Annotated in this window: 18 protein-coding genes; 8 read left to right on the top strand and 10 right to left on the bottom strand. The window is 67.5% G+C overall.

The window, feature by feature from the left end; all coding sequences use genetic code 11:
* The first annotated feature begins 229 nt into the window (after positions 1-229).
* The 3 genes from GRF61_RS13755 to GRF61_RS13765 all read left to right on the top strand — a co-directional run bounded on the left by GRF61_RS13755 (position 230) and on the right by GRF61_RS13765 (position 3,620).
* Positions 230-649 carry an acyl-CoA thioesterase gene (locus GRF61_RS13755; protein WP_169151214.1) on the top strand — a complete coding sequence of 140 codons (420 nt, stop codon included), beginning with the start codon at positions 230-232 and terminating at the stop codon, positions 647-649.
* A 134-nt stretch (positions 650-783) separates the two neighbouring features.
* The gene (locus tag GRF61_RS13760) at positions 784-2,574 is read left to right on the top strand and encodes an acyl-CoA dehydrogenase (protein ID WP_169151215.1); all 1,791 of its coding nucleotides are present in this window, start codon (positions 784-786) and stop codon (positions 2,572-2,574) included.
* A gap of 350 nt (positions 2,575-2,924) precedes the next feature.
* On the top strand, positions 2,925-3,620 hold the full coding sequence (locus tag GRF61_RS13765; protein WP_133588121.1) for a nitroreductase: 696 nt from the start codon (positions 2,925-2,927) through the stop codon (positions 3,618-3,620).
* Positions 3,621-3,736: 116 nt separating this feature from the next.
* Here the strand turns inward: GRF61_RS13765 and GRF61_RS13770 are convergent, their stop codons facing one another.
* Positions 3,737-4,645: a LysR family transcriptional regulator gene (locus GRF61_RS13770; protein WP_169151216.1), complete on the bottom strand. Its 909-nt coding sequence runs from the start codon at positions 4,643-4,645 to the stop codon at positions 3,737-3,739.
* Positions 4,646-4,745: 100 nt separating this feature from the next.
* Between GRF61_RS13770 and GRF61_RS13775 the strand changes: the two genes are divergently transcribed.
* Positions 4,746-5,522 carry an NAD(P)H-dependent oxidoreductase gene (locus tag GRF61_RS13775; protein ID WP_211165959.1) on the top strand — a complete coding sequence of 259 codons (777 nt, stop codon included), beginning with the start codon at positions 4,746-4,748 and terminating at the stop codon, positions 5,520-5,522.
* 193 nt (positions 5,523-5,715) lie between these two features.
* Here GRF61_RS13775 and GRF61_RS13780 read toward each other — a convergent pair whose 3' ends face one another.
* A complete protein-coding gene (locus GRF61_RS13780) occupies positions 5,716-6,240 on the bottom strand; it encodes a serine hydrolase domain-containing protein (protein WP_169151218.1) in 525 nt (174 codons plus the stop codon).
* 14 nt (positions 6,241-6,254) lie between these two features.
* Here GRF61_RS13780 and GRF61_RS13785 point away from each other — a divergent pair, with 14 nt between their 5' ends.
* Positions 6,255-6,776: an efflux RND transporter permease subunit gene (locus GRF61_RS13785; RefSeq protein ID WP_248281242.1), complete on the top strand. Its 522-nt coding sequence runs from the start codon at positions 6,255-6,257 to the stop codon at positions 6,774-6,776.
* Positions 6,777-6,989: 213 nt separating this feature from the next.
* Here GRF61_RS13785 and GRF61_RS13790 read toward each other — a convergent pair whose 3' ends face one another.
* On the bottom strand, positions 6,990-8,408 hold the full coding sequence (locus GRF61_RS13790) for a PLP-dependent aminotransferase family protein (RefSeq protein ID WP_169151219.1): 1,419 nt from the start codon (positions 8,406-8,408) through the stop codon (positions 6,990-6,992).
* 142 nt (positions 8,409-8,550) lie between these two features.
* On the opposite strand from GRF61_RS13790, the gene GRF61_RS13795 reads away from it, so the two are divergent.
* On the top strand, positions 8,551-8,997 hold the full coding sequence (locus GRF61_RS13795; RefSeq protein WP_133588313.1) for a carboxymuconolactone decarboxylase family protein: 447 nt from the start codon (positions 8,551-8,553) through the stop codon (positions 8,995-8,997).
* A 591-nt stretch (positions 8,998-9,588) separates the two neighbouring features.
* On the opposite strand, the gene aldA is transcribed toward GRF61_RS13795, so the two are convergent.
* The 5 genes from aldA to GRF61_RS13820 form a co-directional block, all read right to left on the bottom strand.
* Positions 9,589-11,031: an aldehyde dehydrogenase gene (gene aldA / locus GRF61_RS13800; protein WP_248281243.1), complete on the bottom strand. Its 1,443-nt coding sequence runs from the start codon at positions 11,029-11,031 to the stop codon at positions 9,589-9,591.
* A gap of 28 nt (positions 11,032-11,059) precedes the next feature.
* Positions 11,060-11,527, bottom strand: a complete 468-nt coding sequence (locus GRF61_RS13805; protein WP_133588108.1) for a DUF1097 domain-containing protein — start codon at positions 11,525-11,527, stop codon at positions 11,060-11,062.
* A 91-nt stretch (positions 11,528-11,618) separates the two neighbouring features.
* The gene (locus tag GRF61_RS13810; RefSeq protein WP_248281244.1) at positions 11,619-12,494 is read right to left on the bottom strand and encodes a transporter; all 876 of its coding nucleotides are present in this window, start codon (positions 12,492-12,494) and stop codon (positions 11,619-11,621) included.
* Between the two features lie 85 nt (positions 12,495-12,579).
* On the bottom strand, positions 12,580-14,310 hold the full coding sequence (locus GRF61_RS13815; RefSeq protein ID WP_133588106.1) for a PQQ-dependent dehydrogenase, methanol/ethanol family: 1,731 nt from the start codon (positions 14,308-14,310) through the stop codon (positions 12,580-12,582).
* Between the two features lie 93 nt (positions 14,311-14,403).
* Positions 14,404-15,018: a Rieske 2Fe-2S domain-containing protein gene (locus tag GRF61_RS13820; protein WP_169151220.1), complete on the bottom strand. Its 615-nt coding sequence runs from the start codon at positions 15,016-15,018 to the stop codon at positions 14,404-14,406.
* Positions 15,019-15,499: 481 nt separating this feature from the next.
* Between GRF61_RS13820 and GRF61_RS13825 the strand changes: the two genes are divergently transcribed.
* Positions 15,500-17,431: a sigma-54-dependent Fis family transcriptional regulator gene (locus tag GRF61_RS13825; RefSeq protein ID WP_211165960.1), complete on the top strand. Its 1,932-nt coding sequence runs from the start codon at positions 15,500-15,502 to the stop codon at positions 17,429-17,431.
* A gap of 48 nt (positions 17,432-17,479) precedes the next feature.
* On the opposite strand, the gene GRF61_RS13830 is transcribed toward GRF61_RS13825, so the two are convergent.
* Positions 17,480-18,037: a DUF4124 domain-containing protein gene (locus tag GRF61_RS13830; protein WP_348982397.1), complete on the bottom strand. Its 558-nt coding sequence runs from the start codon at positions 18,035-18,037 to the stop codon at positions 17,480-17,482.
* A 307-nt stretch (positions 18,038-18,344) separates the two neighbouring features.
* On the opposite strand from GRF61_RS13830, the gene GRF61_RS13835 reads away from it, so the two are divergent.
* Positions 18,345-18,815, top strand: coding sequence for a hypothetical protein (locus tag GRF61_RS13835; RefSeq protein WP_169151222.1), 471 nt, complete (start codon positions 18,345-18,347; stop codon positions 18,813-18,815).
* 91 nt (positions 18,816-18,906) lie between these two features.
* Here the strand turns inward: GRF61_RS13835 and GRF61_RS13840 are convergent, their stop codons facing one another.
* Complete coding sequence (locus GRF61_RS13840; protein WP_211165961.1) at positions 18,907-19,497, bottom strand: hypothetical protein; 591 nt, start codon at positions 19,495-19,497, stop codon at positions 18,907-18,909.
* Positions 19,498-19,628 lie beyond the last annotated feature (131 nt).

The following is a 19,628-nucleotide window of genomic DNA, read 5'->3' on the forward strand; positions in this document are numbered from 1 at the left end:
CCCCCGCTCCGCGCCCCAGCCCTGTGGCCTGCAGGTCACAGGGCGCTCCGGCGGGTGAAGCAGTGCTTCGCTTTTTCCGCCTGCGCCCCGCGAGGGGAGAGGGGACAAAATCAGCACGCTGGACGGACTGCTTCTCCACCGCCGCCTTGAAAAGATAGCCAGCCGCAGCAGCTGGACCGGACAACCCAGCAACCGAATAACCCAACAACCCAAAACGGAACCACCCCTCATGGCCCGCAGCAACATCTATCGCATGCGCATCGCCTTCAGCGATTGCGACCCGGCGGAGATCGTGTTCTTCGCCAACTACTTCAAGTGGTTCGACACCGCCAGCCGCGAGTTCTTTACCGCCTGCGGCGTACCCAGCTGGCGCGACACCAAGGCTCAGCGCGGCATCATCGGCACGCCGCTGGTGGACGTGCAGGGCAAGTTCATGAACTCCGCCACCTACGGCGAAGACATCGAGATCGAAAGCTCGGTGGAAGAGTGGCGCGGCAAGAGCTTCGTCATGCGGCACGTCGCCCGCCGCGGCGACACCGTGCTGTGCGAAGGCCGCGAGGTACGGGTGTTCGCCATCCAGGACCCGGAGAACCCGCTGCGCATCAAGGCGGTGCCGATTCCGGAAGACATCCGCGCCGCCTGCGAATAAGGCGGCAGGACACAAGGCGGCAGGAAACCGCAGTTACGTCATACGCATTTCCCGGCCACAACGGGCGCCGCGCAGAGAACGCGGCACACAACAGCCACCGGGGAATGCGCCAGAGGAGAGGGGGGGAGAAAGAGATGCCGGACTACCGCGCGCCGCTGCGCGACATGCAGTTCATCCTGACGGAGCTGGCCGGGCTGGAGGCGGTGTCGCGCCTGCCCGGCTGCGAGGACGCCACGCCCGACCTGGTGGGCGCCATCCTGGAAGAGGCTGGCAAGTTCGCCGCCGGCGTGCTGGGGCCGATCAACCGCCAGGGCGACGAGCAGGGCTGCCGCCTGGAGGCGGATGGCCGCGTGCGCACGCCGGAGGGCTGGCAGGCCGCCTACAACCAGTTCCGCGATGCCGGCTGGATCGGCCTGTCGCTGCCGCCGGAGTACGGTGGCCAGGGCCTGCCCAAGCTCGTCTCCACCCCGGTGTGGGAGATGTGGTTCTCCACCAACATGGCCTTCACCATGCTGCCGCAGCTCAACGTGAGCCAGGCGGAGGCGCTGCATATCGCCGCCAGCGACGAGCAGAAGGAAACCTGGCTGCACAAGGTGGTGAGCGGCGAGTGGGCCAGCACCATGAACCTCACCGAGCCGCAGGCCGGCTCCGACCTCGCCGCCACCCGCGCCCGCGCCGAGCCGGCGGCGGACGGCAGCTACCGGCTTTTCGGCCAGAAGATCTTCATCTCCTACGGCGAGCATGAGCTCACGCCCAACATCGTCCACCTGGTGCTCGCCCGCCTGCCGGACGCGCCGGCCGGGGTGAAGGGCCTGTCGCTGTTCATCGTGCCCAAGTACCTGGTGAATGCCGACGGCAGCCTGGGCGAACACAACGATGTGCGCTGCATCTCCATCGAACACAAGATGGGCATACACGGCAGCCCCACCTGCACCATGAGCTACGGCGACAGGGGCGGCGCGGTCGGCTACCTCATCGGCCAGCCCAACCGCGGGCTGGAGACCATGTTCATCATGATGAACGAGGCCCGCTTCGGCGTCGGTGTGCAGGGCGCCGGCCTGGCCGAGCGCGCCTACCAGTTCGCGCTGGACTACGCCCGCGAGCGGGTGCAGGGCCGCGACGCCGTCAGCGGCGAAGCCGGCAAACCCATCCTCCACCACCCGGACGTGAAGCGCATGCTGCTCTCCATGCGCGCCCGGGTGATGGCGATGCGGGCGCTGCTCTACACCGCCGCCAGCTGGTTCGATATCGCCCATCACCACCCGGATACCGAGGTCGCGGCCAAGCACCGCCGCTATGTGGATCTGCTGATGCCGGTGGCCAAGGGCTGGTGCACCGAGGTCGGCAACGAGGTCTGCGACGATGCCATCCAGGTTTTCGGCGGCATGGGCTTCGTCGAGGAAACCGGCGTCGCCCAGTTCTTCCGCGATGCCCGCATCATCACCATCTACGAAGGCACCACCGGCATCCAGGGCAACGACCTGGTCGGCCGCAAGATCCTGCGCGAAGGCGGCGCCACCCTGCGCGAGCTGATCGCCGACCTCGGCGCCAGCGTGCTGCAGCTGAAGGAAGACGAACAGTTGGGCGAGATCGCCGATGGTTTCGCCGAAGGCGTGGATGCGCTGGAGGAAGCCACCGACTGGATGCTGGCCAACGGCAAGGACCAACTGGCCGACGTGCTCGCCGGCGCAGTGCCCTTCCTGCACCTGCTGGGCACGGTGTGCGGCGGCTGGCAGCTCGCCCGCGCCGCCCAGGCCGCACGCCGCCGGCTGGTGGCGGGCGAGGGCGATGCCGAATACCTCGCCAGCCTGGTCGAACTGGCGCGCTTCTACATCGCCACCATAGGCCCGCAGGCGGCGGCCAACGCCGCGGTGGTGCGGGAAGCGGGCGGGGCGCTGACGCGCTTCGCGGAAAGCGCGTTCTGAGCGGGGCGGTGGGGACGTGCTGCGGAGAGGGCGCCGCGGGGCGGCCCGGTGAGCGGTGAGGCTGGCGCGGGGAATATGCCGTAGCGTCGGGTCGCCGCCGCCGTCCGCTCCCAGCCCGGTGACTCCACTCAGGACAGGCCAGTCCAAAGTCATCGCCGCGCGCGGAGGCGAGGGGAACGGCGAGCACCAGATCGCCTGTCTGCATGACTTGCAGCAGGGATCGGCAAGCATGCAGGCCGGTCGCCATCCGCCCGCTGGCCCGCGCTGATGGCGGCTCACACCAGGCGCATACCCGGATCGCCCCATCCCCGCACAATGCAGACTCGAACGAACAGCAAGGAGACGAGTGAATGACTGCCGACCCCAAGGCCAGCGGCATGACGGTACGCGACGCCATCCTCGGCCGCCGCTCGGTGCGCGGCTTCCGCCCCGAGCCGGTGGCGCGCGAACTGCTGCTGGACATCCTGCGGGTGGCTTCGCGCTCGCCCAGCGGCACCAACCTGCAGCCGTGGAAGGTGCATGTGTGCACCGGCGCGCGCAAGGACGCGCTGAGCGAACGCCTGGTCGCCGCCCACGACGCCGGCGGCGAAGGCCACGAAGAGGAATACCCCATCTACCCGGCCGAGTGGCGCGAGCCTTACCTCTCCCGCCGCCGCGCGCTCGGCCTCGGCCTGTATTCCCTGCTCGGCATAGGCCGCGACGACAAGGCCGCCCGCCACGCCCACTTCGCCCGCAACTACCGCTTCTTCGGCGCGCCGGTGGCGCTGTTCTTCACCATGGACAGGGACATGGAGCAGGGCAGCTGGCTGGACATGGGCATGTTCATGCAGAACGTGATGCTGGCCGCCCGCGCCCACGGCCTGGAAACCTGCCCGCAACAGGCCTTCGTGCGCTACCACCGCATCGTCTGCGAGGTGCTGGAGATCCCGCCCGGCGAACGCATGCTGTGCGGCATGGCGCTGGGCTACCCGGACGAAACCGAACCGGCCAACCGCCTGCACACCGAACGTGCCCCGGTGGAGGACTTCGTCCGCTTCGTCGAATGATCTGCATCGGCGGGTAAGGTCTCCTCGACCCCTCTGCACCCGCCTTTCCTCCAGGCCTGCCGGCACCATGCCCGCAGGCCTTTTTTTCGCCTCACGCAGCGCCGGAGTTCTCGTCCTCACACCGACGCCGCAATCTGCTCCCGCAGCCACTGATGCGCCGGATCGCGATGCACCCGCTCATGCCACAGCATCAGCATCTCGAAGCCCGGCACCTCCAGCGGTGCCTCCACCACCTGCAGCGCGGCATTCCCCCGCACCAGCCGCGACGGCACCATCGCCACCAGGTCGGTACTCGCCAGCACTGCGCCGAGGAAAAGGAAGTGCGGCACCGACAGCGCCACCCGGCGCGCCATGCCCAGCTCGGCCAGCACCGCATCGGTGGCGCCAGTGAAGCCGCCGCCGTCTGGCGACACGATTACATGCTCCAGCTGGCAGAACTGCGCCAGCGTGGGCCGGCGCTTCAGGCGCGGATGGCCGGCGCGGCCCGCCAGCACGTAGCGCTCGGTAAACAGCGGGCGGCGGTGCAGGTCCAGTGGTGCTTCGGCTTCGATGAGAAAGGCGAGGTCGATGTCGGCCTGTTCCGCCTTCTTCGCCACCTGCGCCGGGGTGAACTGGACCACGGCGAGCCGCGCCGAGGGCGCTGCCTGGCGCAACCCGGCGAGCGCCGGCAGCAGCACGGTGAACTCGCTGTAGTCGAAAGCCGCCACCCGCCAGGTGTGGCGGGACAGCGCGGGGTCGAAAGCGCTGGATGGCGCCACCGCCTGGGCCAGCGCCGCCAGGGCCTCACGCAGCGGTTCGCGCAGCTCGTCTGCCCTTGCGGTGGGGCGCATGCCCCGGGGGCCGGGCAGCAGCAGCGGGTCGCCGAAAAACTCCCGCAGGCGGGCGAGTTGCACGCTGACGGTGGGCTGCGCCAGGTGCAGGCGCTCGGCCGCGCGGGTCACGTTGTGCTCGGTCAGCAGGGCATCCAGCGTGACCAGCAGATTCAGATCCAGCTGCCGCAGGCTGGCGGGCAGGGAATTGTTCATGGCAATACCTGGGATTCCGGAAATTCATTTCCACTATATCCGGCGCGCCCCTATCGTGGCGCCACTCACTTCCACTTCCTGATTGATGGAGCACCCAGCCATGAACGTCCTGCTCGTCTATGCCCACCCGGAGCCGCGCTCGCTGAACGGCGCGCTGAGGGATTTCACCGTCAGCCGCCTGGAGCAGGCCGGCCATGCGGTGCAGCTGTCCGACCTCTACGCCATGCGCTGGAAGGCCACGCTGGACGCGGACGACAACACCGCACCGCAGCCGGGTGCGCGCTTCGATCCCTCGGCGGACTCCATGCGAGCCTTCGAGGGCGGCACCCAGAGCGCCGACATCGCGCGCGAGCAGGACAAGCTGCGCTGGGCAGACGCCCTCATCCTGCAATTTCCGCTGTGGTGGTTCTCCATGCCGGCCATCCTCAAGGGCTGGGTGGACCGCGTCTATGCCTGCGGCTTCGCCTATGGCGTCGGCGAACATTCGGATACCCACTGGGGCGACCGCTATGGCGAAGGCATGCTGGCCGGCAAGCGCGCCATGCTGGTGGTGACGACCGGCGGCTGGGCGTCCCACTACGCGCCACGCGGCATCAACGGCCCCATCGACGATCTGCTCTTCCCCATCCAGCACGGCATCCTGTTCTACCCCGGCTTCGAGGTGCTGCCGCCGCATGTGATCTATCGCAGCGGCAAGATCAACGAGGCGAACTTCGGCGAAGTGCGCGAAGCGCTGGGCAAGCGGCTGGACACGCTGGCAACGACGCCGCCCATCCCTTTCCGCAGGCAGAACGCCGGCGACTACCGCATCCCCGAGCTGACCCTGCGGCCGGAGTTGGCGCCGGGCGAGAGCGGTTTCGGCATCCACGCCGCTTGAGTTTGCGTGCCGCCTTTCTGCTTCTTCAAGCCATGTTGTGTAAGGGCGCTGCCAGGGCGTGTCACGCAGGCTCAGCCGAGCATATGGAACCGGAAAACGCCGTGATTCGCGGGGATCGTTGATTGCGCCAGCGATGCGGTTAGCCGCAGGCCGTCTTCGCTATTGGTCGTCAGAACGAATCCGTTTCCCGAGGTCACGGAGAGCATCGCGAATGCGCGATACCCCGGATTGTTTCCCCATTGCCAGAGGTAGGGGCCCCCTCTGCGTTTTCGATGCCCCATCCGTATCCCCATGCCAGGCCAAGATCAGGATCGACCGGTATGGGGGCCGCAACAGTCAGGGACAAGAGATCGCTGCGAGAGGCCAGGGCGGCAAGAAATCTCGCATAGTCACCTGCGGTCGTATACATCGATGCCGCGGCATTGGATTCGATGAACTCGAAATGCTTGCTGCTGCCAAGCCAGCCGACGCCATCGACGACGCGCGCTCGAATGTCATCGGTCAGATGCATCCGGGAATCACGCATTCCCAATGGCTCAAAGACAAAGCGCGAGACTGCCGTTTCTATGCTTTCGCCTGTCACCGCAGTGATGATGGCCTGCAGGAGCAGATATCCCTCGCCCGAGTACTGCCAACGTTGGCCCGGCTCGAAAGTCGGCGCCAGAATGTCGTCCGACCAGTTCGGCAAACCGGAGCTGTGGTTGAGCAGGGTTGCCACCGGTATGCGGGCCAATGTGGCTGAAGGAACCCGATCGGCATGGCTGTCGCCTGGTCCGGCGAATGGCCTCTGGCGATGAAGATAGCCTTCTGGCAAATCGCGATTTTCACCGCGCTGGTGCTGTCGGTGCCGGGCGCCATGCTGGCGCTGTTCCTGGTCGGCTCCACTCTGTTCATGCCGTCGATGATCGGCCTCATCTGCTGCTCGGTATTGTCGCCAAGAACGCCATCCTGCTGCTGGACTACATCCTCATCACCCGCCGCGAACACCACCTGGACCGCAGTACCGCCATCCTCGACGCCTGCCGCAAGCGCGCCCGCCCCATCATCAAGACCATCGTCGCCATGGGCGGTGGCATGCTGCCAGTCGCCCTGGGCCTGGGTGGCGACCCGAGCTTTCGTGTGCCCATGGCGATTGTGGGGATAAGCGGGTTGATTACTTCGACGCTGCTGAGTTTGCTGGTGGTGCCGGTGGTTTATGGGGGTGTGGATGATGGGGTGAGGGGCCGGGTGGAGAGGCAGAGGGGAGTGCGGTGAGAATGAAGCTTGTCAAGCTGACATGCCAGGATTTTGTGGCCTTGAGCCCTGCGTCATCGTGGTGCTTGTTGTACGCCAGATGATTGCGTGGAGGGTTCACCTGGATTGTTATCGGGTTGGCGGCTCTTCGGCCGTAGCAGACGGTCAGCCGACCCCGAAACTCAGGCGGCTATCGCCTGTGGATTCAACCGGTGGGTGCCTGTGGGCTACGACTCAATGAGATGCAACGATGCTTGCAAGTTTCGCGCATGCGGCATCGATGTTGTCGAGGCGCAGGTTCGTCACGCTGAGTAGCAAGCCGCGTTGCGCATGAGTGCGGCGAAGATGCCAGGCGGAGAGGGCAGAAGGCGCTAGGCCGTGTGCGCGGGCAACGTCGACAATGGCGTTGTCGTCGGCGAGCTGTGGAAGCGGTGCGATCACGCCTAAGCCCGCCGCCAGCGAGTTCGGCAGAAACTCGCTGACATGCGCTAACGCGAGATTGCGGCGCTCGGCATAGAGAGCCTTCATCTGGCGCAGGTGCCGCAGGAAGTGCCCATCCGCTAGAAACTCCGTAACCGCCAGTTGGGTGGTCCGGTTTGGGGCCGGGGCCAACACAGCAGAGACCTCGACCAGACGCTCCGCCAGCGAGCGTGGGGCGACGACGAAACCAAGGCCCAGCGCCGGGCTGAGCGTCTTGCTGAACGAGCCGATGTGAATCACGCGGTTCGCGCCTTCGCCTGCGGCAAGGGCCGGTGCCGCCCGACCGTCGAGCTGCAGTTCTCCAAGATAGTCGTCTTCGATGACCCAGGCCTCCCTTGCCGCCGCCCAGTCGAGCAGGGCGTGTCTTCGTGCCGGCGACAGGGTCACGCCCAGCGGTGCGTGTTGGCCCGGAGTGACCAACGCCAGGAAGGCGTCTGGCGCGCGGGCGATGCCATCCTTTACGCGCATCCCCTCGGCATCGATGGGCACGGGTTCGAGCGCGGCTCCGATCAGTTCCAGCGCGCGTCTTCCCAGCGGATAACCTGGCTCCTCGATCCACGCCTTGCGACCGTGCGCGCGCAGTGCCGTCAACGCAAGCATTAGGCCGTGCCGGTACCCGCTCGTAACGAGGATCTGATCGGGATGACATTGCATTTGCCGGCTGACGGCCAGGTGGCTCGCTATCTGGGCCCGTAGCGCAGGCTCGCCGCGTGGGTCAGCGTAGGCCGTATAAGTGATGGCGTCGGCGCGTACTGCACGCGCCCGCATGCGAGCCCAGAGCTTGGTGGGAAATGCGTCGTGAGCCGGCACGCCCATTTGGAACGGCAGCGGCGTGCTCGAATATGGGCGGGTAAAAGCCGCCAAAGGCCCGTCGAGTGGCGCCTCGTCGTCCGCTCGGCCGACGAGCGGCCGAGCGCATACGCGTGTGCCTGCGGGGCCGGCACCGAACACCAGGTTCTCGGCGATCAGCCGCTCGTAGGCCACGCGGACGGTGCCGCGCGCAACGCCAAGCTGCGCGGCGAGGTCCCGGCCGGAAGGCAAGCGCTGTCCCGGCGCAAGCCGGCCGTCGAGAATCGCCTGTCGCAGGCTCGCATGGATCTGGTCGCCGATAGGTGCGTCGGTGGCACGGTCCACCTGGATGGAAAGCACATTGGGCGTATTTGGGTCAGTCATTTCGGCAGTTTTTGGGCCTGTCTCTCCAATATCCGGTGGAGTAACGTGGCGTTATGACATGGACCGCCGCTGAAGTCGATAGGCGGCCCTGGGGCGCACCGACCCCGACACTACTCACCATCAACGACAGGAAAGGACTGAGATGACACGCTTGAACTGGCAAGAAATCGCGCCTGACGGCGCGAAGGCTCTTTTCGGTATCCACCACTACGTCACAAAGAAGACGAACCTCCCCGAGGAGCTTGTGCACCTCGTGTTCCTCCGCGTTTCGCAAATCAACGGCTGCGCCCACTGCATCGACATGCACAGCCGCGATCTCAGGAAAACCATGTCGATCGACAAGATCACGTTGGTACCGGTGTGGGATGAAGTACGCCACCTATTCTCTGACCAGGAGCGTGCCGCGCTGGCCTGGGCTGAGGAGGTGACTCGTGTCAGCGAAACGCATGCTTCGGATGAGGCGTATGCCGCTGCCTCGGCACAATTCACGCCCAAAGACCTGGTCGACCTTACGATCACGATCGCCGCAATGAACGCGTTCAACCGACTGGGCGCGCCATTTCGGCTTCCTGTCGCCGCCAAGTCGTGATTTGGCTCGAACACGGACATAGCAAATGATGTTTCGTGGCCGCCCGACGTTTTTTCAGCCCTAGCGCTGGATCGCGCGTAATCCAGACACCGGTTTCAAGCGGGGCATCTTGGTCGAGCGAGGTAGTTCCGCGGAAAACTCGCTCTCCAGAAACCGGTCATTGAGCGAGGAGGAGGAGACCTCGGCTATTCGATTCAGATGGCGAAATCGACTGACCGGTTCTCGCCGAACGCGGACAATCAGCGTATCCGGCTGGACCGGCAGCTTCGGCCGAAATACCGCCGCTCATTACTCGCGCTATGCGAGCAGCGCTCACTGCCTCTCACTTCTCCTTCTTGTCCTTAACCGTCAGCATGACAGCCTCTCTTTCTTCGACAGCCGTCACTCGCCCTTACCGGGGATGGGCGCAGAACGCCAAGGCATGCCAAGCGGACGCTTCGCATGACCGCCTTTCTTGCGACGAGGCAAAAAAACGCCGCCCAAAAAAGGCGGCAAAGGAGGCCGGGGGCCATGCCGGCCTCCGGGAGAGCGTGAGGTGATTCAGCCGCCGGCCACGGCCCGATGGCGAAGGCGGGGCCGGCGGGGTGGGGCTCAGCCGTGCTGCATGTACACCACGTGGGTCTCGGTGTACTCGTAGAGCCCATGCTTGCCGTCCGCGCCGCCGATGCCCGACTTGCGGCGGCCGGCGTGGAAGCCTTGCATGGCTTCGAAGTGCTCGCGGTTTACGTAGGTTTCGCCGAAGCGCAGGTCGCGGCAGGCGCGCATGGCGGAGGAGAGGTCGCGGGTGAAGATGGAGGAGGTGAGGCCGTACTCGGAGTCGTTGGCGAGGGCGATGGCTTCTTCCAGGCTGTCTACCGTCTGGATGGGCAGCACCGGGCCGAAGATTTCCTTCTTCATGATCTCCATGTCGTGGCGGCAGCCGGCGAGCACGGTGGGCTGGTAGTGGAAGCCCTGGCCGAGGTCGGCGAGGTTGCCGCCGGTGACGACCTGGGCGCCGTCCTGCCGTGCCTTCGTGACCATGGCGGCGACCTTATCGAGGCCGATCTGGTTCACCAGCGGGCCCATGCCGACGCTGCGGTCGGCCATCGGGTCGCCGTAGCGGGTGGCGGCCATGTGGGCGGCGATCTTGGTGGTGAATTCCTCCGCCACCTTGCGATCCACGTAGACGCGCTCGGCGCAGTTGCACACCTGGCCGGTGTTGATGACCCGCGAGTCGCAGATGGCCTTGGCGGCGAGGTCGAGGTCGGCGTCGGCCAGCACGATGGCGGGCGCCTTGCCGCCCAGTTCCAGGTTCACCCGGGTGAGGTTGGTGGCGGCCGCCTGCATGATGCGGATGCCGGTGGCGACGCTGCCGGTGAAGCTCACCAGGCCGATGCCGGGGTGGGAACTGAGCGCCGAGCCGGTGCTGGCGCCGCGGCCGCTCACCAGGTTGAACACGCCCGGCGGCAGGCCGGCTTCCTGGGCGAGGTGGGCGAACTCGAAGGCGTTGATCGGCGTTTCTTCGCTGGGCTTGATCACGATGGTGTTGCCGGTAATCAGGGCCGGCGCGAGCTTGCGGGCGATGAGGAAGAAGGGGAAGTTCCACGGCAGGATGCCGGCGGTGACGCCGATGGGCTTGCGCATCAGGAAGATGCTCTCGCCCGGCCGGTCGCTGGGGATCATTTCGCCCTCGATGCGGCGCGCCCATTCGGCCATGTAGTCCAGGTAGTCGGCGGTGAAGTCCACTTCCACCGTGGCCAGGCCTAGCACCTTGCCTTGCTCGCGGGTGATGATTTCCGCCAGCCTGTCCTTGTGCTGGCGCAGCTTGGCGGCGATGGCGCGCAGGTGGCCGGCGCGCTGTATGGCCGGCAGGCGCTCCCAGGCGGGTTGAGCGCGGGTGGCGGCCTCCACCGCGCGCTCCACCACCGCGGCGCCGGAGTCCGGCACGAAGGCCAGCAGCTCGTCGTTGGCGGGGTTGCGCACCTCGATCAGCGGATCGCCGCTGGTGACGACAAATTCGCCGTCGATGAAATTGCGGTACTCGGTTGCCATCATCAGTCTCCTGTTTTATGTGTTGCGGGTTTCAGGCCGTACGGGCCATGCGCTTGCCGAAGCATTCCGAGGCGAAGCCGAAGATCACGCCGGCTACCCAGGACAGCGTGACGAAGAGGATGCCGGCGTCCAGCTTGCCGCCGGCGCCGAAGAAGGAGGCGGCGCCGAGGAAGGCCGCCGGGGTATAGGCGAGCAGGGCGACGTCGGCCATGGCCACCAGCACGAAGGCCAGCACGGCGACCAGGGTGATGAGCGAGCCCAGGCCGCCGCCCAGGGCCTGCACGCCGAACAGCGTGGCGGCGGTGAGCAGGATGCCGGCCACGCCGGCCGCCAGCGCCTTGCGCGCGCCCTCGCCGCCGCCGCCGGCGGCGAAGTGGGCGGCCCAGGCGACGAAGCCTATCCAGGCGTTGAAGTTGAGGCCGGGGTTGCCGACCGAGAGATAGACCCACAGCGCTACCAGGAGCGCGATGCTGAGGGCAAGCGAGTGCAGCAGTTTCATGGCGTTCTCCTTGGCTGCCGCCCTTCGCGCCGCCGTGCTTCGCGGCCACTTGGTGTGACCGCTGCGTGGCCGGCGGGAAGGGCGGCTGCCCTTACCAGGCGTAGGCGTACTTGATGTTGAAGCTGTCATTCACCGAGTGGTTTTCGCCGCTGATGCTGTGCGAGTAGCGCAGGGTGATGGACTGGTTGTCGAAGGTGTGGAACATGAGGCCGATACCGCCATCCAGCACATGGCCGCCATCCACCGTGGAGGTGCTCTTGCTGCGCTCGTAGTCCAGCGCCAGGAAGGGCTCCAGCAGCGGCGTGGCGCGGTAGCCCAGCCGGTGGTTGGTGTGGAAGGAGTGGCCTGGGCGGATGTCGTCCGTGCGGTCGCCCTGGAACACGAAGCCGGCGTCGGCCGTCCAGCCCAGCTTGTCGGTGAGGCGCCAGTCCCAGAACAGGCTGGAGAGGTTCTTCCAGTTCTTGTCGCTGACCTCGCTGCTGCCGGCCGGGATCTGCAGGAAGGACTGGAAGCCCAGGGTGAGCTCAGGCCGCGGCTTGTACCAGATGGCGAAGCCGGTCATCGGGTCGCCCAGGCCGCTGGCATGGGAGTTGTCGCGGTCGTTGCGGATGCTGATCTCCGGCACGATCACTTCCCAGGCCAGGCCGATGTTGCGGTTGAAGTCGGGCGTCCAGAAGCGCACGTATTTCGACAGGCCGACGATGGCTTCGGAGTCGGAGCCGCGCACCCGGTCGCCGTCGTTGTCGAAGGCGCGCTTGTTGCGCTGCAGGTAGGCGTACTGCACGAAGACGTTGAAGGGCTTGAAGTCGACCGGCAGGTCGTACTCGTGCGGGCCGATGACGTCGAAGGTGGTCTGCGCCTGGACGGGGAGGGCGGTGCCGGCGGCCACCAGGGCGAACAGGGTGGCGGCGAGCAGCTGCGGTTTCGGTTGGCCCCGGCGTGAGGGGGCCTGCCTTGCAGGCATCATTGTTGTTGTCTCCAGAGGGTGTGGATCGGGGTTGCCGGCGGCGCCGAGGCCGGCGCCGCGCGGCGGTCAGGCGGAGCCCGCGGGCTCAGTCCTCGAGGGCGAAGACCCAGACGGAGCCGCCTTCGGGCACCTGCTTCTCCCAACCGTGGCTGTCATGCATCTTTCCCTGGATCCATGCCGCATCCACGCCCCAGCCGGAGACCACGGCCACGTATTGCTTGCCGTCGATGAAGTAGCTGCTGGGCGGCGAGATGATGCCGGAGGGGGTGGGGAACTCCCACAGCAGCTTGCCGTTGCGGGCGTCATAGGCGCGGAACATGCGGTCGTTGGTGCCGCCGGCGAAGAGCACGTTGCCGGCGGTGACCATGACCGAGCCGAAGTTCCACGACGCGGCGTAGGTCTCGCGCCAGTTCTCCTTGGCGCCGTCTACGCTCCAGGCCTGGATGCCGCCGACGAAGGGCGCGTTCTTGTCCACCTTCAGGTTCAGCTCGGTGATCTCCACCCCGGCCGACCATTGCCCCGGAATGCGCTCCTGGATCTTGCCGGTGAGCGTCATGCAGTGGTTGTCGTTGAAGGGGATGTAGAGCATGCCGGTCTTGGGGCTGTAGGCTTCGAAGGGCCAGTCCTTGCCGCCCCACAGGCTGGGGCAGTAGGTCGCCGTCTTGCCGGTGCCGGGCTTGCCGGCCTCGTCGTAGGTGGGGCGGCCGGTCTTGGGATCGATGCTGGTGAAGACGTTCTGCTTGACGTAGCGCAGCGCCTTGTTGAAGTCGATCTTGCCGTCGGGCTTGCGGTCCAGCCAGTAGATGTAGCCGTTGCGCTGGGCGCTGATGAGGCCGGGCACCTTCTTGCCGTTGCGCTCGAACTCCACCAGGGTGGGCGCGTTCATGCCGGCCCAGTCCCAGGAGTCGTTCCAGTGGTACTGGTGGTGGCCCTTGATTTCGCCGGTGTCGGGGTTGAGGGCAAGCACGGAGGCGAGGTAGAGGTTGTCGCCGGGGCGCTGGTCACCCAGCCAGGGCGCGCCATTGCCCACGCCCCAGTAGAGGACGTCGTTCTTGGCGTCGTAGTTGCCCGGCATCCACATGGTGCCGCCGCCGTTCTTCCAGGCATCCTTCCAGCGCCCTTCCTGCGGCCAGGTTTCGGAGCCGGGTTCGCCCGGCGCCGGCACCGCGTAGCGGGTCCATACCTCCTTGCCGGTCTCCAGGTCGAAGGCCTTGAGGAAGCCGCGCACGCCGAACTCGCCGCCCGAGGGGCCGACGATGACGACGTTCTTGACCACCAGCGGCGCCGAGGTGATGTAGGCGCTGTCCTTCTGCCAGTCGCACACCTCGGACTCCCACACCTTGGCGCCGGTCTTGGCGTCCAGCGCGGTGATCATGCAGTCCAGGCTGGCGACGTACACCTTGTCGCCGGCCAGCGCCACGCCGCGGTTGGTGACGTGCAGCGCGCCGAAGCCTTCCGGCAGCTCGCGCTTGTAGCGCCACAGCAGGCGGCCGGTCTTGGCGTTGAAGGCCAGCACCTGGTTGCGCGGGGTGGAGACGAACATCATGTCGCCATTGACGATGGCCGGTGCCTCGTGGCCGGAAGTCATGCCGGTGGCGGCGCTCCACACCGGCTTGAGCTTCTTCACGTTGGCGGTGGTGATCTGGTCCAGCGCGCTGTAGCTCCAGCCCTGGTAGTTGCCCTTGGTCATGAGCCAGTTCTCCGGCTCGGGATTGGCCAGGCGCTGGGCGGTGACCGGCTTGTAGTCGCCGGCGGCGCCGGCCAGGAATGGCGCAAAGGCCAGGCCCAGAGCCGTCAGCGATAGCAGTCTTTTCATTTTTGTCTCCTTCCTTGGGTGGGTGTTGCTCAGGTGATGTGCCGGGCAGGAACGCGTGCCGGCGGCGCGTCTTCCTCGGGTGTTGCGCATGCCCTACTGCTGCGGCGGCCCCAGCGGACCGGCAAAGTTGCCGGCCACCAGCAGCGCGCTGCCGGCCTGCTTGAGCGGCAGGTGGGCCAGCCGGCGGGTCGCCGGGCCGGCTACCACCTCGCCGTTCTTGAGCACGTCGAAGGTGGAGCCGTGACAGTTGCAGACCAGCTTGCCGCCGGTGGGATGTGTCTCGGTGATCGGGCAGCCGTAGTGGGTGCAGATGGCGGAGAAGGCGAGCACGCCGTCGGCGGCGTCGGCGCGGAGCTTCTCCGGCAGTTCCTCCGGCGCCACCTTCACCAGCGCCAGCAGGTTGGTGCGGGCGCCGTCGCGCACCGTCTGGGTGGAGACGTCCATCGGGTAGGCCAGCACCGGCGGGCCGCCCACCTTCAGGTCGGCCAGGGTGATCTGCTGGCCCTCCTTTTCTCCGGTCATGTAGGCCAGGCCGTCGCCCACCTGGGGTCTGGCGCGGCGCGGGTTGTCGGCAGCGGCTGCGCCGCCCGGCACCAGCGGGGCTACCGCCAGCGCCAGCGAAGCCGCCAGCATCGCGCGCCGGCTGCCCGGTTCCGCCTGCGGTGCAGTGGCGCAGGGGCAGCCCGCTTCGAGTTCCCTATCAGCCATTCCTTTCCATCCTCCTTGGTCGCGTTGTGATCGCGGCTGGCGGCGCCGGCCGCGATGCCGGGCTGCGTTCGCGCCGCAGCCTTCTGGCCGGGCAGCAGGGGCAAGGCCTGTGCCAGCGTGGCGGTCGGGGTGGGGGCGAGGAGGATCAGCCCATTGACGGGAAAGGGAAAATTCGGGCGGGCGCTGGCGCGCGGCGGCATCTCGCCCCGCCGGCGCTTGTGTTGCAGGAATGTGTCAGCCCTGTGTCAGCCGGTCGCCCTGATACGGTCCTGGCACAGTCCGGGCAGTGCCCGGGAGGCGGCTGGCGGATGGCCGCCGCCGCCCGGTATTCCGCCACCGGCGCGGCGCTTGGCGATAGCACTTGTTTCGTAGGTTGAATGGCCTATTTCTTGCGGCTATCCTCTGATGCACCTGCAAGCTCCCCGGACGCGCTGCGTGACAGTGGCGGGCGGCAGGAGAACGAGACCAAAGGAGGCCGGCGATGAGCATCGCTGCGATGACGCTCGAGGCGCTTTCGCGAGAAGCCGCCCAAGAAGGCGCGGACGCACTTTCCCCAACCAAGCTGGAAGACTCCTGGCGGCGCTCGGTCGAGCAGCACCGGCTGGACCCCGGCCGCCCGGCGCGGCCGCGCATCCTTACCGCCGATGAGTGCCGCCACCTGCGCGAGCGGGAGGAATCCTTCCTGCGCATTGCCCAGGCCGGCGTCAATCGCCTGCATGAGCAGGTGCGGGATTCCGGCTACTGCGTGCTGCTGACCGATGCCGGGGGCAGGACCATAGATTTCCGCGGCCAGGGCAGCCTGGAGCAGGAGTACCGCGGCCGCGGTTTCCGCCTCGGCGCCTGCTGGTCGGAGGAGGAGGAGGGCACCTGCGGCGTGGGTACCGCCATCGTCGAGCGCTCGCCCATCCTGGTGCACAAGCAGGAGCACTTCCTCGCCCTCAACGAGCGCATCACCTGCAGCGCCACGCCCATCTTCGGCCCGGACGACGAACTGCTGGGCGTGCTCAACGCCTCGGCGGTGTCCTCGCCGGACGAGCGCCGCAGCCAGTCGCTGGTGTACCGCCTGGTGGCGCAGAACGCCGCGCTGATCGAGAACGCGGTGTTCGCCGAGGCCTGTCGCGGCAACTGGCTGGTGCGGCTGTGTCCGGCGGGGGACGACTGGGGCGTGGATGAGGGTCTGTACCTGGCGCTGGATGGCGACGGCCGCATCGTCCATGCCGGCCGGCGGCTGCGCCGGCAGCTGGCCCGCCTGTCCCAGCCGCCGGGCGGCATAGGCGATCTGCTGGACGCCGACGCCGAGAGCCTGCTGCGCCACGCCCATGAACACCCCGGCGTGCCGATGCAGGTGCGCTGCCACGCCACCGGCGGCTTCTTCCAGCTGCACTTGCGGGCGCCCTCGGTGACTCGTGCCCGCAGCACCGCCGGCCGCGGGCGGGCGCGTGAGGATGACGGTTTCAGCGCCCTCACCAGCGCCGATCCCGGCGTGGCCGCCAGCATAGAGCGCATCAAGCGCTTGGCCGACAGCCGGGTGCCCATCCTGCTCAATGGCGAGACCGGCGCCGGCAAGGAGGCCTTCGCCCGCGCCATCCACCGTTACAGCAAGCGCCGCGACAAGCCCTTCGTCGCCCTCAACTGCGCGGCGATTCCCGAGAGCCTGATCGAGAGCGAGCTGTTCGGTTATCGCGAGGGCGCCTTCACCGGCGCCCGCAGCAAGGGCTGCCCGGGCAAGGTCCAGCTCGCCAGCGGCGGCACCCTGTTCCTGGACGAGATCGGCGACATGCCGCTGGCGCTGCAGACCCGCCTGCTGCGGGTGCTGGCCGAGGGCGAGGTGATGGCGCTGGGCGCCAGCGAGCCGGAGCGGGTGGATCTCCATGTGGTCTGCGCCACCCACCGCAACCTCGAATCCATGGTGGCCCAGGGCCTGTTCCGCGAAGACCTGCTCTATCGCCTGAACGCAGCCACCTTCCGCTTGCCGCCGCTGCGCGAGCGCGCCGACATCGACGCCCTGATCGCCCGCATCCTGGAAGAGGAGGCGGAGCAGTGTGGCCGCCGCATCGCCCTCTCCGCCGAGGTGGAGCAGCGCCTGCGCGCCTACCACTGGCCGGGTAATGTGCGTGAGTTGCGCAACGTGCTGCGTTTCGCGGTGGCGGTATGCGACGGCGCCACGCTGAGGCTGTCCCACCTGCCGGAGAGCCTGCAGGCGCTGCAGCCGCCGCCCCTGCCGGGCGCCGCGGTGCCGGCACGGGATACCGCCGGCAAGGCGGAGATCCTCGACGCCCTGCAGCGCACGGGCTGGCACATCAGCGCGGCGGCGCGCCAACTGGGCATGTCGCGCTCCACCTTCTACCGCCGCATGTGGCGCTACGGCATCGAACCGCCAGCGCAGGAGGGCGATGGCTCCGCTTACTCCTGATCCCGCCGCCGGCTAGCGCCGGGTGAAGGAGACGATGGCGAAATTGACTCACTTCTTGTCGAAAACCGAGGGCCGGTCGGAGGCTTTGCATTCGAAGAAGGCCCGTTCGTCGTAATGCCTGGCCTTTTCCTCTTCCCGCTGGATGTTGGCCGGGTGCAGGAAGCGCTTCTGCCAGTACTGGGCGTCGGACAGGCGTTCGCGGTAATCGGCGCACTTGTCCGCTTCGGTGCGCGGGCGGGTGGAGGACGGGGCCGCCGCGCGACGGGCATCGCTTTCTTCCAGTTGCGCGCGTCGCCGCGCGATTTCTTCCTCCTGGAGGTCCAGCAGTTGCGCGCGCACGGCGTCCTGGCGGGCACGGAGCTGTGCGTCCCGGCGCTGCTCGGGCGTGGGTTGGACCACGCGTATCTCCGCATGGCTACCGGGCCGGACGCAGGGCTGGCCCTGATAGCTCACCGTCCCGTCTCCATAAACGCATTTGTATGCCTGTGCATGGGCGAACGGGGCCGAGGCGGCGAGAACGGCGCTCAGTAAGACAAGTTTCATGATGGGGTCCGTATCGGGAGTGCGGCGGATTGTAGTCGGCCGGACACTTATGCCCCGCGACATATTTCATGCTAAAGGCATTGAGACTCATGTCCGGCGGGAGAGAGAGGCGGAGGGCAGACGCCATCTGCGAACCGGGTCTCCCGCCGCCTGCTGTTCGCCTTGAACTTGCCGGCGCGCTCAGCGTGGATGGCGCCTGGCAGTCCCTTGCCGGGCCGGTGCGCGCCGGCCGCGAAGCATCCCGCAAGTGGCATTGAAACTGCTACATGGCTGCCAGGCACGCCGCCGCGAGCCCCGCGGCCGCTGGCGCGCCGGTGCATGTCGTGCAATCGCCGCGTGCTTGTCGCAATCGAAACGAGGAAGAGCAAAGATGCCCGCATTGGCCGAGAACCGAACCGTGATCGAATTGAAGACCGCCAAGCCCACCGGGCTGGGCATCACCCAGCTGGGCGTGCCGGTGGCGGAAGGTACCGAGATCAAGAAGGGGAAGCTGCACGAGTTCATCCAGCTGCTGGACGACGGCAAGGCTGGCCGCCGCTACCAGAACCTGCGCGTCACCGGGGTGAAGGCAAGCGAGGGCGGGGTCGAGTCGGCCAAGCTTTTCGTGCAGTTCGAAGTGTTCGGCGATGACAACGTGCCGCTGGCGGGCAACAGCGGCTTCGGCGCCGCTCTCTGTGCCGGCGGCGAGACGCTGCTGGAACTGGCGCCGGCGCCGGCCTTCCTGCCCTACGCCCGCGCCTGGTTCGAGAACCAGTTCGTGTTCGAGGTGCCGGTGGCGCTGTTCGAGCGGGCGGACGGGGTGGCTTTCATCGCGCGGCCGGACGCGGTGCGGCTGATCTGAGCCGGGGACCGGGCTGTAGCGCCGCCGGGCGCTGGCGGCGGGGCTGTCGCCAGCGCCTCTTTTGCTTGCCGCTCTGACTTGTGACGCGGCTTCAGCTCCCGACCGCCCCGGCTGGCGCGCGGTCGGCTTGCCCGGCCCGCTCCATCCGCCGCGCCAGTGCATCCGCCGCATTGGTGATGTTGACCGCGCGCCGTTGCATCAGCGCCAGCATTTCCGCCAGCAACGTGGCCGGCGGCGCTTCCATTACCCCTTCGCCCAGCAGCCAGCGCGCCAGCGCCGCTTCCTCCCGGCCCAGCGCCCGCGCGGTGTCGCGCTGCCAGTCGCTGCCGTAGAGCAGGCGGGCGGCGTCGCGGAACAGGTGGCGCGCCTCGGTCTCATCCAGCGTGTCGCCGCTGCCTTCCGGTGCCACGGCTTCCGGCGCAACCGGGGTGTCCTGCATCGCTTCGGCCAGCCTGCACAGTTCGGGCAGGATGGAGCGCACCAGCTCCAGCCCGGACAGCGGCACGATCCAGCAGCGCCGGCGTGCGCTCCAGCGCGTCTTCGGCACCCAGCGCAGCATGCGCTCTATGGTGTCGGTGTACTCGGCGTGGATCAGGATGGCGTTGTCGCTCGCCTGCACCCAGGGGTTGGCCGGCAGCGGGTGGCTGGCGAGGCGGTCGCGGGCTTCTTCGTTGGACAGCATGGTCGGCTCGTGCGGGCGTTCGGGACGAGCACGCAAAAGCAGGGATGGTGCCAGCCTGGCGCCCGAGCTTTTCGGGGGGCGAGCCGGGGCTGGCGAGAGCCGCCCCGGCTGCGGCAGGGAGAGTGGCTGCG

Source organism: Azoarcus sp. TTM-91, assembly GCF_012911025.1.
Classification (GTDB): domain Bacteria; phylum Pseudomonadota; class Gammaproteobacteria; order Burkholderiales; family Rhodocyclaceae; genus Azoarcus.